Raw genomic sequence first — 15,587 nt, forward strand, 5'->3', positions numbered from 1 at the left:
CGCCGTGGATGAGTATAATGGCGCGCTTCCATTTTTCCCGCCCGGGAGCCCCCGCGATGCTGCGTATCAGCCAAGAAGCCCTGACCTTCGACGATATCCTCCTTGTACCTGGCTACTCTGAGGTACTGCCCAATGAAGTCAGTCTCAAGACCCGTTTGACTCGTGGCATCGAGCTGAACATCCCACTGGTTTCCGCCGCCATGGATACCGTGACCGAAGCGCGCCTGGCTATCGCCATGGCCCAGGAAGGCGGCATCGGCATCATCCACAAGAACATGACCATCGAACAGCAGGCCGGCGAAGTGCGCAAGGTCAAGAAGTTCGAGGCTGGCGTGGTCAAGGACCCGATCACCATCGAAGCCGACGCCACTGTGCGCGACCTGTTCGACCTGACCCGCCTGAACAACATCTCCGGTGTTCCGGTGCTGGAGAACGGCGACCTGGTCGGTATCGTCACTTCCCGTGACGTGCGCTTCGAAAGCCGCCTGGATGCCAAGGTGCGCGACGTGATGACGCCTAAAGAGCGTCTGGTCACCGTGCGCGAAGGCGCCGACAAGAACGAAGTCCGCGAGCTGCTGCACAAGCACCGCCTGGAAAAAGTCCTGATCGTCGACGACAAGTTCAGCCTCAAGGGCATGATGACCGTCAAGGACATTGAAAAAGCCAAGGCCTACCCGCTGGCCAGCAAGGACGACCAGGGTCGTCTGCGTGTCGGCGCTGCGGTCGGCACCGGCAAGGACACCGGCGAGCGCGTTGCCGCCCTGGTTGCCGCCGGCGTTGACGTGGTGGTGGTCGACACCGCCCATGGCCACTCCAAGGGTGTGATCGATCGCGTGCGCTGGGTCAAGGAAACCTACCCGCAAGTGCAGGTGATCGGCGGCAACATCGCCACCGGCGCTGCGGCCAAGGCCCTGGCCGAGGCTGGCGCTGACGCAGTCAAGGTCGGTATCGGCCCAGGCTCGATCTGCACCACCCGTATCGTCGCCGGCGTCGGCGTGCCGCAAATCAGCGCCATCGCCAACGTCGCCGCAGCCCTGGAAGGCACGGGCGTGCCGCTGATCGCCGACGGCGGCATCCGCTTCTCGGGTGACCTGTCCAAGGCCATCGTTGCCGGTGCTTCGTGCGTGATGATGGGTTCGATGTTCGCCGGTACCGAAGAGGCACCGGGTGAAGTCGAGCTGTTCCAGGGCCGGTCCTACAAGGCCTACCGTGGCATGGGCTCGCTGGGTGCCATGGCGCAGGCGCAAGGGTCGTCCGACCGTTACTTCCAGGACTCCTCGGCCGGCGCCGAGAAGCTCGTTCCGGAAGGGATCGAAGGCCGCGTCCCGTACAAAGGCGCCCTGGCCGCGATCATTCACCAGCTGATGGGCGGCCTGCGTTCGTCCATGGGCTACACCGGCAGCGCGACCATCGAAGAGATGCGCACCAAGCCGGAATTCGTGCGCATCACCGGTGCCGGCATGGCCGAGTCCCACGTGCACGATGTGCAGATCACTAAAGAAGCCCCTAACTACCGCGTAGGCTGAGGCTTCCAGCTACAACAGAAGCGGGGCTGTCACGACAGCCCCGCGTCGTTTCCGATTTCCACTGACGAGATTGAGTCATGGCCCTCGACATTCACGCTCACCGCATCCTGATCCTCGATTTCGGTTCCCAGTACACCCAGCTGATCGCCCGCCGCGTGCGCGAGATCGGTGTCTACTGCGAACTGCATCCGTTCGACATGGATGATGAAGCGATCCGCGAATTCAACCCGCGCGGCATCATCCTTGCTGGCGGCCCTGAGTCGGTCCACGAAGCCAACAGCCCGCGTGCACCGCAGGCCGTGTTCGACCTGAACGTACCGCTGCTGGGCATCTGCTACGGCATGCAGACCATGGCCGAGCAGTTGGGCGGCAAGGTCGAAGGTTCCGACCTGCGCGAATTCGGCTATGCCCGTGTTGACGTGGTCGGCAAGAGCCGCCTGCTGGACGGCATCGAAGACCACGTCGATGACGACGGTGTGCTGGGCCTGGACGTGTGGATGAGCCACGGCGACAAGGTCACCCAGATGCCGGGCAACTTCAACATCCTGGCCAGCACCCCGAGCTGCCCGATCGCTGGCATGTTCGACGATTCCCGTGGCTACTACGGCGTGCAGTTCCATCCGGAAGTGACCCACACCAAGCAGGGCGGTCGCATCCTCTCGCGCTTCGTCCAGGACATCTGCGGCTGTGAAGCCCTGTGGACACCGTCCAACATCGTCGAAGACGCCATCGCCCAGGTGCGTGAGCAAGTCGGTTCGGCCAACGTCCTGCTGGGCCTGTCCGGTGGCGTTGACAGCTCCGTTGTTGCCGCGCTGCTGCACCGCGCCATCGGCGATCAGCTGACCTGCGTATTCGTCGACAACGGCCTGCTGCGCCTGCACGAGGGCGACCAGGTGATGGCCATGTTCAAGGAAAACATGGGCGTCAAGGTGATCCGTGCCGATGCCGAGAAGCAGTTCCTCGACAACCTGGAAGGCGAAGCCGACCCGGAGAAGAAGCGCAAGATCATCGGCCGTACCTTCATCGACGTGTTCGACGCCGAAGCCAGCAAGCTGGAGAATATCCAGTTCCTTGCCCAGGGCACTATCTACCCGGACGTGATCGAGTCGGCGGGCGCCAAGAGCGGCAAGGCCCACGTGATCAAGTCGCACCACAACGTCGGTGGCCTGCCAGAGGAAATGAACCTCAAGCTGGTCGAGCCGCTGCGCGAACTGTTCAAGGACGAAGTGCGCAAGATCGGCCTGGAGCTGGGCCTGCCGTACGACATGGTCTACCGCCACCCGTTCCCGGGCCCGGGCCTGGGCGTGCGTATCTTGGGTGAAGTGAAGAAAGAGTACGCCGACATCCTGCGTCGCGCCGACCATATCTTCATCGAAGAGCTGCGCAAGGCCGACTGGTACCACAAGACCAGCCAGGCCTTCGTGGTGTTCCAGCCGGTCAAGTCGGTGGGCGTTGTTGGCGACGGCCGTCGCTACGCTTGGGTTGTCGCCCTGCGTGCCGTCGAGACCGTGGACTTCATGACCGCGCGCTGGGCGCACCTGCCGTACGATCTGCTGGAGACCGTCAGCGGCCGCATCATCAACGAGATCGACGGTATCTCGCGCGTGACCTACGACGTGTCCAGCAAGCCGCCGGCCACTATCGAGTGGGAATGAGTTAAGCCACAAGGGCGCCGCAAGGCGCCCTTGTCGTATCTGGCTTGCAGGGCATGCGCGCTGTTCACGTGTGAACGTAGTGCATGCCTTGGCGGGTGAGGGCGGTGCGCAACTGCGCCAGGCCATTGAGGTGGCGTCCGCTGATCCATGGCCAGTCTGGCTTTTCGATGTAGACGTAACGCCCGTCCTGGCGCACCAGGGTATATTTCAGTTGCCCGTCGCTGCTTCGATGGACCAGTTTGATTTGGCCATCGAGGTCGTTGAAGGTGAACATGCCTCTGCTGGCCAGGCTCATTTCCAGGTTCCTGCTGCCCCGTGTGGTCTGGGCCACCGCTACCTGTACCCGCAGATCACCCTGAAGGCGATGGATGTCAAGGTCGGCGCTGACAACCACGCGTCCCGGATCGACTTCAATGCCGCCCACTTCACCGATCTGAATGTCTTCAAAGCGCAGCCCGATCGCGCCTTGTAGTTCACTCAGGCCGGGTACGCCTTCGAAGGTGTTCGAGTGCGTACTGCCCACCAGGGCTACCCACTTGCCCGGGCCGCGTACGACCTGGTCGGCATCGATGGTCAGGTGCGCGAAGTAGTTCATCATCGTTTGCCGGGTCTGCGGCAATGGTGCGCTGTCCCAGGCCTGGCGGTAGCTGGCCATGCAATCGATGGACTGGACGCGGATCCGCTGTTTTTGGGCTGCGATCAGTACGTGCTTGAACGTGTAGCGGCCTGCGCGATCGGTGAAGTGCCCCATGTCCAAGGTGTCCGCGTAGGCCTCCAGGCTTGCTGGCATTTGCCCGGTGCGATTGAACAAGTCCAGGTCCGCTTGGTGGAAGTCCGTCAGAAAATGCTCCATGTACAACACGCTGACTTTCTGCTTTTTCAGCAGCGCCATGTTGTCGATCAGAAAGCGTTTGCTGCCCAGTTGCGAGTGCCCCTCACCAATGACAACGCCGTGGCTGCGCTCATACAGGCTGCGGATGATCTGCTTTGGGCTCGCCTCTCGAGGCAGCTCGGGAGGCTTGGGGCGCGCAGGCAGCTGTACGCTTTCGAAGAACTGCCGGGCGTCGCTGGCCAAACTGTCGCGGCGTCTCCTGAATTCGATGTATTGCTCATTGGCTTCAGGGTTCAGGTCGACAAAGATGCCACTCAACGTTTTGTCATTGCCCCCTTCAGCGGCGCTTTTCAAGCCGCTGCGCAGGGCTTGGGGGATTTCATAAGGGCTGGCGGGCAGTTCGGTCACTGCAGCGCTCCGTGCTCCGCCCCAAAGGGACAGCAGCTTGCGCGGCAACATACCGCCGCGTAACCCGAGGCGCTCGAAGGGCTGCCATTGTCCATTGGCATCCAGGGAGACAGGGACGTTGCGGTAGAAAGAAAACGGGTTCTGCGGGTCGACCACCACCCAGCTGTTCATTTGCCCGACAAAGCGTACCTGATAGGGTTGCTCGTCGATCAAGGCGTAGAAGTTGCCGCCCTGGGTATAAATGCCTTCCAGAGGGCCGCTGCCAGGGGAGCCTGTCAGTACCTCGTTGGTTTCGAAGGGGGCTAGCAGGGCGCTTTGCCTGACAGGTCTGTGCGGTTCAGGGACCCAGGTTTCGATCTCGGCCGGCGTCGCAGGCTCGCTGTCCTCGGCGGCGTGCCACGTTTCATCGGGCTCGCCCGGCAGCGGCGGCTCGGGCTCGCCAATCTCGCCCAGGCGGGCGTCCGGTGCACCAGCGAGCAGGGTCGCGCTGAACAGCGTATTGATGGCAGCCAGCACCGCACCGGTTACCCCCTGCTGGCGTTCAGCGGTGGTATGGCCATTGACCGCCTGGTCGATGCTCAGGCCGGTCTCTGCCAGGCCGGCGCCCACCACCGCCAGGGCCACGGGCCAGGACACAGCAGCCATGGGGCCCACTATCTCGCCGAAGGCCTTGAAGTAACCGATCCACAGTTGTTTGCGCAAATCGGCATTGGAGCGCAGGGCGAACTGTGCATCGTCGATCATGCGTTTACGTGCACAGTCTCGCAAATGGCTGAATGCATCACCGGGCACTGTCCGGTCGAACTGGTTGAGGCAGGGGTGGTCGTCGCCTCCCCAGTTGAAGAACAGAAGATCGATCAGGTGGTTGAGGCCCACGCTGCTGTCCTTTTGGTCGAGCGTGTCGAGCGAGAAATGCCCCATGAAGCGCGCCCTGTTATCGGCCTGGTTGGTGTTCATCAGCACCCACCAATACAGCTCGCTGCGGTTGCGAAATATGTGCAGGGCTTCGAACTCGCCTGGGGTGTAGAGCAGTTGGTAACCATCGTCCATCTCGACCCGGAGGATGTCGGTGGCCACATGGCCGCCGATATCGAAGGTGCAAACGCGGTAGCCAGCGGCGGGCGGGACGTGCTGCTGCAGTTGCTCAAGGGTCGGCGGCCAGGTGCTGGCGCCGGTCAGGGCGGTGGCTACCCTGCGGGCGCGCCTGGCCAGTTCGCTTTGTCCATCCTCCACGCATAACTCCAGCACCTTGGCGAGGAAGTTGACCTTGGCCAGGGTGCGATAGTCGTCGGCGTGCTGGGTCCAGAAATCATCCAGGCGCTTATGGAACGCGCTGCTGAAATCGATTTCCCAGAAGTCCTGAAGCACGTCGCGAGGGGCGATGGCAATTTCGTTGTGCTCGTCGAATACTTCTTTGTCCGCACCGTCCTTGTAGAAACCGGTCAGATAGCTGAGCAGGTCGGCATTGTCCTGGTCGTGGACGTCGAAACGGTGCATCACCAGTTGCGGCAGGGTCAGTGATTGGAACGGTGACTCGCGGTGTTCCCAGCCACTGAATGACCGTGGGTTACTCACGGCGGTGTGAAAGCGGTTGAGATGAACCTGGTCAGGCTCCAACTGCGCCTGGTGGTGCTTGAACAGGATGGAAAGGGCGGTATCGCGTGCCATCTGGCGCATATCCGGGCAGGCGACGACCAGGGGCACGGCCATTTTCCGGAGCTGCTGGAGGGTTTGCTGCTGTCGGGAAGAGAGATCCATGGCGTTTACTCGATGAGGGTGAACGCCAGAGCCTGCATCGGGACAGTGCGTGGGTCGCGGTAGATATCTCTTTAGGTGAAGGTACTGCTACAACACTTCACTTAATCTTTCTCAATTGCAGGTGTATCGTATTCGCCCTTCATCGCCAGCTGTGCTGGCAGCTTGATTGCGCCGAAACGAGGTACCCGCACCGATGTCCTTCACCCGTCGACAAATGCTCAAAGGCCTGACTGGCCTGGTTGTAGTAGGCCTGGGCGCAGGAGGCGCGGCGCGGTACTGGCTGGGCAAGGTCGAGGACGACAATGCCGGGCATGATTACGAGCTGATCGCCGCCCCCCTGGATGTCGAACTGGTGCCCGGTTTCAAGACCGAAGCCTGGGCGTTCGGCCCCTCGGCGCCCGGCACTGAACTGCGGGTGCGCCAGGGCACCTGGCTGCGGGTGCGGTTCATCAACCATCTGCCGGTGGAAACCACCATCCACTGGCACGGCATCCGCCTCCCGCTGGAAATGGACGGGGTGCCGTACGTGTCGCAGTTACCGGTCAAGCCCGGCGAATACTTCGACTACAAGTTCCGCGTGCCGGATGCCGGCAGCTACTGGTACCACCCGCACGTCAGCAGTTCCGAGGAACTGGGCCGCGGCCTGGTCGGCCCGTTGATCGTCGAGGAACGTGAGCCTACCGGCTTCCTCCATGAACGCACCCTGAGCCTGAAGAACTGGCACGTGGACGAGCAGGGTGCCTGGCTGCCGTTCAGCATTCCCCGTGAGGCCGCGCGTAACGGTACCGCAGGGCGGCTGATCACCATCAACGGCCAGGCCGACTCGGTGACCGAACTACCGGCCGGGCAGGTGGTGCGCTTGCGGCTGCTCAACCTGGACAACACCTGGACCTATCGGCTGAACCTCAAGGGCAACTTCGAGGCGAAAATCTACGCCCTCGACGGCAACCCGATCACGCCACGGCCGATGGATGACGAATACTGGCTGGGCCCTGGCATGCGCATCTGCCTGGCGATCCGTATCCCCGAGGCGGGCGAGGAAATTTCCTTGCGTGATGGGTTCGTGCGCCTGGGCACCCTGCGCTCGGTGGCCAGCAACGAGGCGCCCAGCGACTGGCCGCCGGCCTTGCCGCGCAACCCGGTCGCAGAGCCGGACCTGGATAATGCCGAAAAGCTGAACTTCAATTTCGAGTGGGTGGGCAAGGTTTCGGTCAATACCGAGAACGGCAAGCCGCCGAGCCTGTGGCAGATCAACGGTCAGGCCTGGGACATCACCGACAAGACCTGTGCCGACCGACCGATCGCTACGCTGCAGAAGGGCAAGAGCTACATCTTCGAGCTGAAGAACATGACCCAGTACCAGCACCCGATCCACTTGCACGGCATGAGTTTCAAGGTGATCGCCTCCAATCGACGCAATATCGTCGAACCGTGGTTCACCGACACCTACCTGTTGGGCAAGAACGAGCGTGCCCAAGTGGCGTTGGTGGCGGATAACTCCGGTACCTGGATGTTCCACTGCCATGTCATCGACCATATGGAAACCGGCCTGATGGCCGCGATCACGGTGGTGTGATGCGCCCGCAGATCATCGATCGCAGCCGCGATCAGGAATTCATGCACCTGGCTCTGGCCCTGGCCGCCGAAGGTGCGGCCATGGGTGAGGTGCCGGTGGGGGCGGTGCTGGTGCAGCATGGCCAGGTGATTGGGCAAGGCTTCAACCGGCCGATCATCGACAGTGACCCCAGCGCCCACGCCGAAATGGTCGCCATCCGCGCAGCGGCGAAATCGGCCAGCAATTACCGGCTACCGGGCAGCACGTTGTACGTGACACTGGAGCCGTGCAGCATGTGCGCAGGGTTGATCGTTCATTCGCGGGTGTCGCGGGTGGTGTATGGCGCGCTGGAGCCCAAGGCGGGGGTCGTGCAAAGCCAGGGGCAGTTCTTCGGCCAGGGCTTTCTCAACCATCGGGTGATGGTGGAGGGCGGGGTGCTGGCGCAGGAGTGCGGGCAGATCCTCAGTGACTTCTTCAGGGCGCGGCGGGCGAAGGGTTAGTCTGTTCAGCTTCGGCGTCACCGTCAGAACGTACGGTGACCCTGCGGGGGCGATGCCTGAACAGTCCGCGGACGGCTTCGCTCGAAGGTTACATCGGCGGCGACTGTTCCGCCGGCTTGTCCTTGTTGACCCCGGGCACATGCAGGTTGCCCTCGGCCACCTGGCCTTCGAGCTGGGGCTGGGTCACCCAGGTGAGGATGTCATAGTAACGCCGGATGTTGGCCACGAAGTGCACCGGCTCGCCGCCGCGGGCGTAACCGTACTTGGTCTGCCGGTACCACTGTTTCTGCGACAGGCGTGGCAGCATCTTCTTCACATCCAGCCACTTGTTCGGGTTGAGCTTTTCGCGCTTGGCCAGGGTACGGGCGTCTTCCAGGTGGCCGGTGCCGACGTTGTAGGCGGCCAGCGCAAACCAGGTCCGGTCCGGCTCCTGGATGCTGTCGTCGAGCTCTTCCTTGATCTTCATGAAGTACTTGGCGCCGCCCTGGATGCTTTGCCGGGGGTCGAGGCGGTTGGACACGCCCATGGCCTGAGCGGTGCGCTGGGTCAGCATCATCAGGCCGCGTACGCCCGTCTTGGAGGTGACTTCCGGCTGCCACATCGATTCCTGGTAGCCAATCGCTGCCAGTAGCCGCCAGTCCACCTGCTCGACCTTGGCGTAGCTCTTGAAGTGCTTCTCGTATTTGGGCAGGCGTTGCTGCAGGTGCTGGGCGAAGGTATAAGCACCGACATAGCCCAGCACGTCGACATGGCCGTAGTAGCGGTCCTTAAGGCGTTGCAGCGTGCCGTTCTTCTGCGCCTTGTCGAGGTATTCGTTGACCTCGTTGAGCAGGCTGTTGTCTTCGCCTGCCGCCACGGCCCAGCGTTGATCGCGCGTGTCGCCCAGGTCGAAGGCGACCCGCACGTTGGGGAAGTACACCTGGTTCATGGCCAGCTCGTTTGAGTCGACCAGGGTCAGGTCGATCTGGCCTTCATCGACCATGCGCAGCAGGTCGACCACCTCCACGGCGTCGGATTCTTCATATTCCAGGCCGGGGTACTGCTTCTTCAGCTCGGCCAACTGGTCGGCGTGACTGCTGCCTTTGAGCACCAGGATCTTCTTGCCGACCAGGCCCTTGGGGTCGGTGGGCCGGGGGCGACCGTTACGGTAGATGACCTGCGGGGTCACTTCAAGGTACGGGTGCGAGAACTTCGCCTGGGCCTTGCGCCGCTCGCTGCTGACCAGGCCGGCGGCAGCCAGCACCGGGCCGGAAGGCTTGCCCAGCTGGTCAAACAGCTCATCGAGGTTGTCGGCGGTCTCGATCTGCAGCTTTACGCCGAGATCGTCGGCGAAACGCTTGACCAGTTCATACTCGAAGCCTGTTTCGCCATTGCGGTCCTGGAAGTAGGTGGCCGGGCTGTTGCGGGTGATCACGCGCAGCACGCCATCCTCCTTCACGCGCTCGAGGGTGCTGGGTTTTTCAACACAGGCACCGAGCATCAGAAAGAGTCCGGTTGCGAAGAGCCATCTGGCGCAACGCTGGCGCAAAGCAGTGTGGGCGAACATAGGTTGCAGTATACGCAAAGGACCGGCACAGCCATATCTCGACAACAGATAGCTTGTCTGGTAGCGCGTTCTGTGTTGCCCCGGCCTTGGCGAAGGTGCAGGCCAGGCAGGGCAAATTTTTTGACCCGAAAGTCCGGTTCCACCGCCCGGCAGGCTTGGCTTAGAGCGGGTGCCGAAAGCCGTGGAATTAGGCTAGAATGCACGGCCTCTAAGCACACCCCTTCCTGAGGCTGTCCCGACGATGTTGATCCTGCGCGGCGCTCCTGCCCTTTCTGCCTTTCGCCACGGTAAATTACTCGAGCAACTGAGCCAGAAAGTCCCCGCTGTTACTGGTTTGTATGCCGAATTCGCCCACTTCGCCGACGTTGACGGCGAGCTGACCGCCGACCAGCAGCAGGTGCTGGGCCGTCTGCTCAAATACGGCCCGAGCGTGCCGGTACAGGAGCCCACTGGCCGCCTGTTCCTGGTCGTGCCGCGCCTGGGCACCATCTCGCCCTGGGCCAGCAAGGCCAGCGACATCGCCCACAACTGCGGCCTGCAGTCGATCCAGCGCCTGGAGCGCGGCATCGCCTACTATATCGCCGGTGACCTGAGCGAGGCCGACGCCGAACGTGTCGCTGCCCAACTGCACGACCGCATGACCCAGCGCGTACTGGCCAAGCCGGAGCAGGCATCCGACCTGTTCAGCCATGCCCAGCCCAAGCCGATGACGTCGGTCAACATCCTCGAAGGTGGCCGTGAGGCCTTGGCCAAGGCCAACATCGACCTGGGCCTGGCCCTGGCCGAAGACGAGGTCGACTACCTGGTTAATGCCTTCCAGGGCCTTGCGCGCAACCCCAACGACATCGAACTGATGATGTTCGCCCAGGCCAACTCCGAGCACTGCCGCCACAAGATCTTCAACGCCAGTTGGGACATTGACGGCCAGGCGCAGGAAAAGAGCCTGTTCGGCATGATCAAGAACACCTACCAGATGCACAGCGAAGGCGTGCTGTCGGCCTACAAGGACAACGCCTCGGTCATCGTCGGCAACGTCGCCGGCCGCTTCTACCCGAACCCTGAAACCCGCCAGTACGGCGCGGTGCAGGAGCCGGTGCACATCCTGATGAAGGTCGAGACGCACAACCACCCGACCGCCATCGCTCCGTTCTCCGGCGCCTCAACCGGCTCCGGCGGCGAAATTCGCGACGAAGGTGCTACCGGTCGGGGCGCCAAGCCCAAGGCTGGCCTGACCGGCTTCACCGTGTCCAACCTGCGCATTCCAGGCTTCGAGCAACCCTGGGAGCAGGCCTATGGCAAGCCAGGCCGCATCGTCGATGCGCTGGACATCATGGTCGAAGGCCCGCTGGGCGGCGCCGCATTCAACAACGAATTCGGCCGCCCGGCCCTGACCGGCTACTTCCGTACCTTCGAGCAGGCCATCAACACCCCGCGTGGTGAAGAAGTGCGCGGCTACCACAAGCCGATCATGCTCGCCGGCGGCATGGGCAACATCCGTGAAGACCACGTTCAAAAAGGCGAGATCACTGTCGGCGCCAAGCTGATCGTGCTCGGCGGCCCTGCCATGCTGATCGGCCTGGGCGGCGGTGCCGCCTCTTCGGTGGCCACCGGTGCCAGCTCCGCCGACCTCGACTTCGCGTCGGTACAGCGTGAAAACCCGGAAATGGAGCGTCGTTGCCAGGAGGTCATCGACCGTTGCTGGCAACTGGGCGACAAGAACCCGATCGCCTTCATCCACGACGTGGGCGCTGGTGGTATTTCCAACGCGTTCCCTGAACTGGTCAACGACGGTGGCCGCGGTGGCCGCTTCGAACTGCGCAACGTGCCCAACGACGAGCCGGGCATGGCGCCGCACGAAATCTGGAGCAACGAGTCGCAGGAGCGGTACGTGCTGGCAGTCAGCGCTGAGGACTTCGAGCGCTTCCAGGCCATCTGCGAGCGCGAGCGCTGCCCGTTCGCCGTGGTCGGCGAAGCCACCGCCGAGCCGCACCTGACCGTGACCGACAGCCACTTCGGCAACACCCCGGTGGACATGCCGCTCGACGTGCTGCTGGGCAAGCCGCCGCGCATGCACCGTTCGGTTACCCGCGAGGCCGAGCTGGGCGATGACTTCGACCCGAGCGAACTGGACCTGGACCAGGCCGTCGAGCGCGTCCTGCACCACCCCGCGGTGGCCAGCAAGAGCTTCCTGATCACCATCGGCGACCGCACCATCACCGGCCTGGTTGCCCGCGACCAGATGGTCGGCCCGTGGCAGGTCCCGGTGGCCGACTGCGCCGTCACTGCTACCAGTTTCGACGTCTACACCGGTGAAGCCATGGCCATGGGTGAGCGCACTCCGCTGGCCCTGCTGGATGCCCCGGCGTCCGGCCGCATGGCCATCGGCGAGGTGCTGACCAACCTGGCCGGCGCCCGCATCGAAAAACTGTCCGACATCAAACTGTCGGCCAACTGGATGTCCGCCGCCGGTCACCCGGGTGAAGACGCCCGCCTGTACGACACCGTCAAGGCTGTCGGCATGGAGCTGTGCCCAGAGCTGGGCCTGACCATTCCGGTCGGCAAGGACTCCATGTCGATGAAGACCAAGTGGAGCGATGAGGGCGTCGAGAAGAGCGTCACCGCGCCCATGTCGCTGATCGTCAGCGGCTTTGCCCCGGTCACTGACATCCGCGGCACCCTGACCCCGCAACTGCGCATGGACAAGGGTGAAACCGACCTGATCCTGATCGACCTGGGCCGTGGCAAGAACCGTATGGGTGCCTCGATCCTGGCGCAGACCTACGGCAAGATCGGCGCCCAGGCGCCGGACGTCGACGACGCCGAAGACCTCAAGGCGTTCTTCGCCGTGATCCAGGGCCTGAACGCCGACGGCCACCTGCTGGCCTACCACGACCGTTCCGACGGTGGCCTGCTGACCACCGTGCTGGAAATGGCCTTTGCCGGCCACTGCGGCCTCGACCTGCAGCTCGACCCACTGACCGACAGCCGCAAGGACGTGCCGGCCATCCTCTTCAACGAAGAGCTGGGTGCGGTCATCCAGGTTCGCCAGGATGCCACCCCGGACGTGCTTGCGCAGTTCAGCGCTGCCGGCCTGGGCGAACAGTGCGTTGCCGTGATCGGCAAGCCGGTGAACAACGCTGAAGTGTCCATCAGCCTGAACGGCGAAGTGCTGTTCGACGACGACCGCCGCATGTTGCAGCGCCAGTGGGCCGAGACCAGCTACCAGATCCAGCGCCTGCGCGACAACGCTGACTGCGCCGATCAGGAGTTCGACCTGCTGCTGGAAGAGGACAACCCTGGCCTGTCGGTGAAGGTCGGGTTCGACGTCAACGACGACATCGCTGCGCCGTACATCAAGAAAGGCGTGCGCCCGCAAGTGGCGATCCTGCGCGAGCAGGGCGTCAACGGGCAGGTCGAGATGGCAGCCGCCTTCGACCGTGCAGGCTTTGCTGCCATCGACGTGCACATGAGCGATATCCTCGCTGGCCGTGTCGACTTCGACGCGTTCAAAGGCCTGGTGGCCTGCGGTGGCTTCTCCTACGGTGACGTGCTGGGCGCCGGTGAAGGCTGGGCCAAGTCGGCGCTGTTCAACAGCCGTGCCCGTGATGCCTTCCAGGCCTTCTTCGAGCGCACCGACAGCTTCGCCCTGGGCGTGTGCAACGGTTGCCAGATGATGTCCAACCTGCACGAGCTGATTCCGGGCACCGAGTACTGGCCGCACTTCGTGCGCAACCGCTCGGAGCAGTTCGAGGCGCGCGTGGCCATGGTCGAGGTGCAGAAGTCCAACTCGATCTTCCTGCAGGGCATGGCCGGTTCGCGCATGCCGATCGCCATCGCCCACGGGGAAGGCCACGCCGAGTTCGCCAGCGAAGAGGCACTGCTGGAAGCCGACCTGTCCGGTTGCGTGGCGCTGCGCTACGTCGACAACCATGGCAAGGTCACCGAAGCCTACCCGGCCAACCCGAACGGCTCGCCGCGTGGTATCACCGGCCTGACCAGCCGCGACGGCCGCGTGACCATCATGATGCCGCACCCGGAGCGTGTGTTCCGCGCCGTGCAGAACTCCTGGCGCCCGGATGAGTGGCAGGAAGACGCCGCGCTGATGCGTATGTTCCGCAATGCGCGGGTGTGGGTGAACTAAGGGTGTACAAGCTCGCCTTCTTCGTCCCCGCCAGCCATGTCGACGTGGTCAAGGCCGCTGTGTTCGCCGCCGGTGGCGGGCGCATCGGCGACTATGACCACTGCGCCTGGCAAACCTTGGGCCAGGGCCAGTTCCGCCCGTTGCACGGCAGCCAGCCGTACCTCGGGCAAACGGGTCAGGTCGAAGTGGTCGAGGAGTGGAAGGTGGAGCTGGTGGTGGCTGACGATCGGGTGGTACAGGTCGTCGCCGCGCTCAAGCACAGCCACCCGTACGAGACGCCAGCCTATGAAGTCTGGCGGCTCGCCGAGTTCTAGAGGGCGGCGTCCCTGTGGTGGGTGCGGGCTTGTCGGCGACAGGGCCGGCTCACTCAGCCGCACGCTCCGTGGCCTGCCCGGCGCGCCGCAACCCTGTACACGCCAGTAGTCCCACCTCGAACAATACCCACATCGGCACTGCCAGCATCGTCTGCGAAAACACATCCGGCGGTGTCAGAATCATCCCCACCACAAAGCACCCGACGATCACGTAGGGTCTGCTACGCCGCAGTGTGGCCACATCGGCCAGCCCCACCCACACCACGATGAAAGTTGCCACCGGGATCTCGAACGCCAGGCCAAAGGCCAGGAACAGCGCCATGATGAAATCCAGGTATTGGCTGATATCGGTCATCATTGCCACGCCATCCGGCGTCACGCTGGCAAAGAACCCGAACATCATCGGGAACACCAGGTAGAACGCGAACGCCATGCCGGCATAGAACAGCACGATGCTCGACACCAGCAATGGCAGGGCAATGCGCCGTTCGCGGCGGTACAGCCCGGGTGCGAGAAACCCCCAGGCCTGGTGCAGCAACAGCGGCATGGCCACGAACAGCGCGCACATGGCCGTCAGCTTGAACGGCGTGAGAAACGGTGAAGTGACGCTGGTGGCGATCATGCTGGCGCCTTCGGGGAGGAAGCGACGCAGCGGTTCGGAGATCAACGTATAAAGCTGTTGCGCGAACGGGAACAGGCCGGCGAACACCAGTGTCAGCAAGAGCAGGCAGCGCACCAGCCGTTTGCGCAAATCACCCAGGTGACCGGTCAGTGGCATGCGTGCTGTCGGATCCAGGGCAAGGCTCATGGGTTGTTCTCCCTGGGCACCTTGCTCGGCTCGGGGGTAAGGCTGATGCCTTGGCGGATGTCCTGCTCAAGGCGCCGCAGCGGCGCGCTGTCGAATGGCGGCATGTCGATCTCGCGCTCCATCTGCGCGCGCAGCCCCTGCATTGCCCGGCGCGCCTGGCCCAGGCCACGGCCCAAGGTACGCACCGCCACGGGCAGACGTTCCGGGCCAAGCACCAGCAGGGCGACGACGCCCACCAGCAGCAGTTCGCTGAAGCCTACCTCGAACATCAGGCTTGCCGATCCGTTGGTTGCTGCGCCGCCTGGGTGGTCAGGGGAGGGTGCTGTTGCACCTGGTCCGCACGGGTGGCGTCAGTGTCGCCACCCATGGACTTGCGAAAGCCCTGGATCGCTTCGCCCACGTCACTGCCTAAGCCCTTCAGGCGTTTGGTACCGAACAGCAGAAACACGATCAGCAGTACGATCACCAGTTGCCAGATACCAATGCCACCCATTACGACCACTCCTGTAAGGCCATGAAAAGAAAGGCCAATCCTGCCGTGGGC

Annotated in this window: 11 protein-coding genes; 6 read left to right on the plus strand and 5 right to left on the minus strand. The window is 63.3% G+C overall.

The genetic code is table 11. From position 1 onward, the window contains the following. Positions 1 to 56: 56 nt before the first annotated feature. Positions 57 to 1,526 carry an IMP dehydrogenase gene (guaB, locus tag L6D80_RS06770; RefSeq protein WP_054900971.1) on the plus strand — a complete coding sequence of 490 codons (1,470 nt, stop codon included), beginning with the start codon at positions 57 to 59 and terminating at the stop codon, positions 1,524 to 1,526. A 77-nt stretch (positions 1,527 to 1,603) separates the two neighbouring features. Next, entirely contained in the window at positions 1,604 to 3,181 is a 1,578-nt protein-coding gene (gene guaA, locus L6D80_RS06775) for a glutamine-hydrolyzing GMP synthase (RefSeq protein WP_054900970.1), read from the plus strand. Positions 3,182 to 3,245: 64 nt separating this feature from the next. On the opposite strand, the gene L6D80_RS06780 is transcribed toward guaA, so the two are convergent. Continuing rightward, the gene (locus L6D80_RS06780) at positions 3,246 to 6,131 is read right to left on the minus strand and encodes a membrane-targeted effector domain-containing toxin (protein ID WP_373876106.1); all 2,886 of its coding nucleotides are present in this window, start codon (positions 6,129 to 6,131) and stop codon (positions 3,246 to 3,248) included. 241 nt (positions 6,132 to 6,372) lie between these two features. Between L6D80_RS06780 and L6D80_RS06785 the strand changes: the two genes are divergently transcribed. Together L6D80_RS06785 and tadA are read left to right on the plus strand one after the other, a co-directional pair. Next, a complete protein-coding gene (locus tag L6D80_RS06785) occupies positions 6,373 to 7,755 on the plus strand; it encodes a multicopper oxidase family protein (RefSeq protein WP_176513101.1) in 1,383 nt (460 codons plus the stop codon). Next, on the plus strand, positions 7,755 to 8,234 hold the full coding sequence (gene tadA / locus L6D80_RS06790) for a tRNA adenosine(34) deaminase TadA (RefSeq protein ID WP_054903273.1): 480 nt from the start codon (positions 7,755 to 7,757) through the stop codon (positions 8,232 to 8,234). Before L6D80_RS06785 ends, tadA begins: the two co-directional genes overlap by 1 nt. Before the next feature lie 88 nt (positions 8,235 to 8,322). On the opposite strand, the gene mltF is transcribed toward tadA, so the two are convergent. Beyond that, positions 8,323 to 9,780 carry a membrane-bound lytic murein transglycosylase MltF gene (gene mltF, locus L6D80_RS06795; protein ID WP_054903272.1) on the minus strand — a complete coding sequence of 486 codons (1,458 nt, stop codon included), beginning with the start codon at positions 9,778 to 9,780 and terminating at the stop codon, positions 8,323 to 8,325. A gap of 241 nt (positions 9,781 to 10,021) precedes the next feature. Between mltF and purL the strand changes: the two genes are divergently transcribed. Both purL and L6D80_RS06805 read left to right on the plus strand, forming a co-directional pair. Beyond that, a complete protein-coding gene (gene purL, locus L6D80_RS06800) occupies positions 10,022 to 13,921 on the plus strand; it encodes a phosphoribosylformylglycinamidine synthase (RefSeq protein ID WP_176513103.1) in 3,900 nt (1,299 codons plus the stop codon). Positions 13,922 to 13,923: 2 nt separating this feature from the next. Then, entirely contained in the window at positions 13,924 to 14,235 is a 312-nt protein-coding gene (locus L6D80_RS06805; RefSeq protein ID WP_054903270.1) for a YqfO family protein, read from the plus strand. A 49-nt stretch (positions 14,236 to 14,284) separates the two neighbouring features. Here L6D80_RS06805 and tatC read toward each other — a convergent pair whose 3' ends face one another. The 3 genes from tatC to tatA are packed head-to-tail and all read right to left on the minus strand — an operon-like array spanning position 14,285 to position 15,536. Beyond that, positions 14,285 to 15,043: a twin-arginine translocase subunit TatC gene (gene tatC / locus L6D80_RS06810; RefSeq protein ID WP_176513105.1), complete on the minus strand. Its 759-nt coding sequence runs from the start codon at positions 15,041 to 15,043 to the stop codon at positions 14,285 to 14,287. Then, entirely contained in the window at positions 15,040 to 15,312 is a 273-nt protein-coding gene (gene tatB, locus L6D80_RS06815) for a Sec-independent protein translocase protein TatB (protein WP_176513107.1), read from the minus strand. Before tatB ends, tatC begins: the two co-directional genes overlap by 4 nt. Continuing rightward, a complete protein-coding gene (gene tatA / locus L6D80_RS06820) occupies positions 15,312 to 15,536 on the minus strand; it encodes a twin-arginine translocase TatA/TatE family subunit (RefSeq protein WP_054903267.1) in 225 nt (74 codons plus the stop codon). The genes tatB and tatA overlap by 1 nt, the downstream gene beginning before the upstream one ends. Between the last annotated feature and the right edge of the window lie 51 nt (positions 15,537 to 15,587).

Source organism: Pseudomonas ceruminis, assembly GCF_021602025.1.
Lineage (GTDB): Bacteria > Pseudomonadota > Gammaproteobacteria > Pseudomonadales > Pseudomonadaceae > Aquipseudomonas > Aquipseudomonas ceruminis.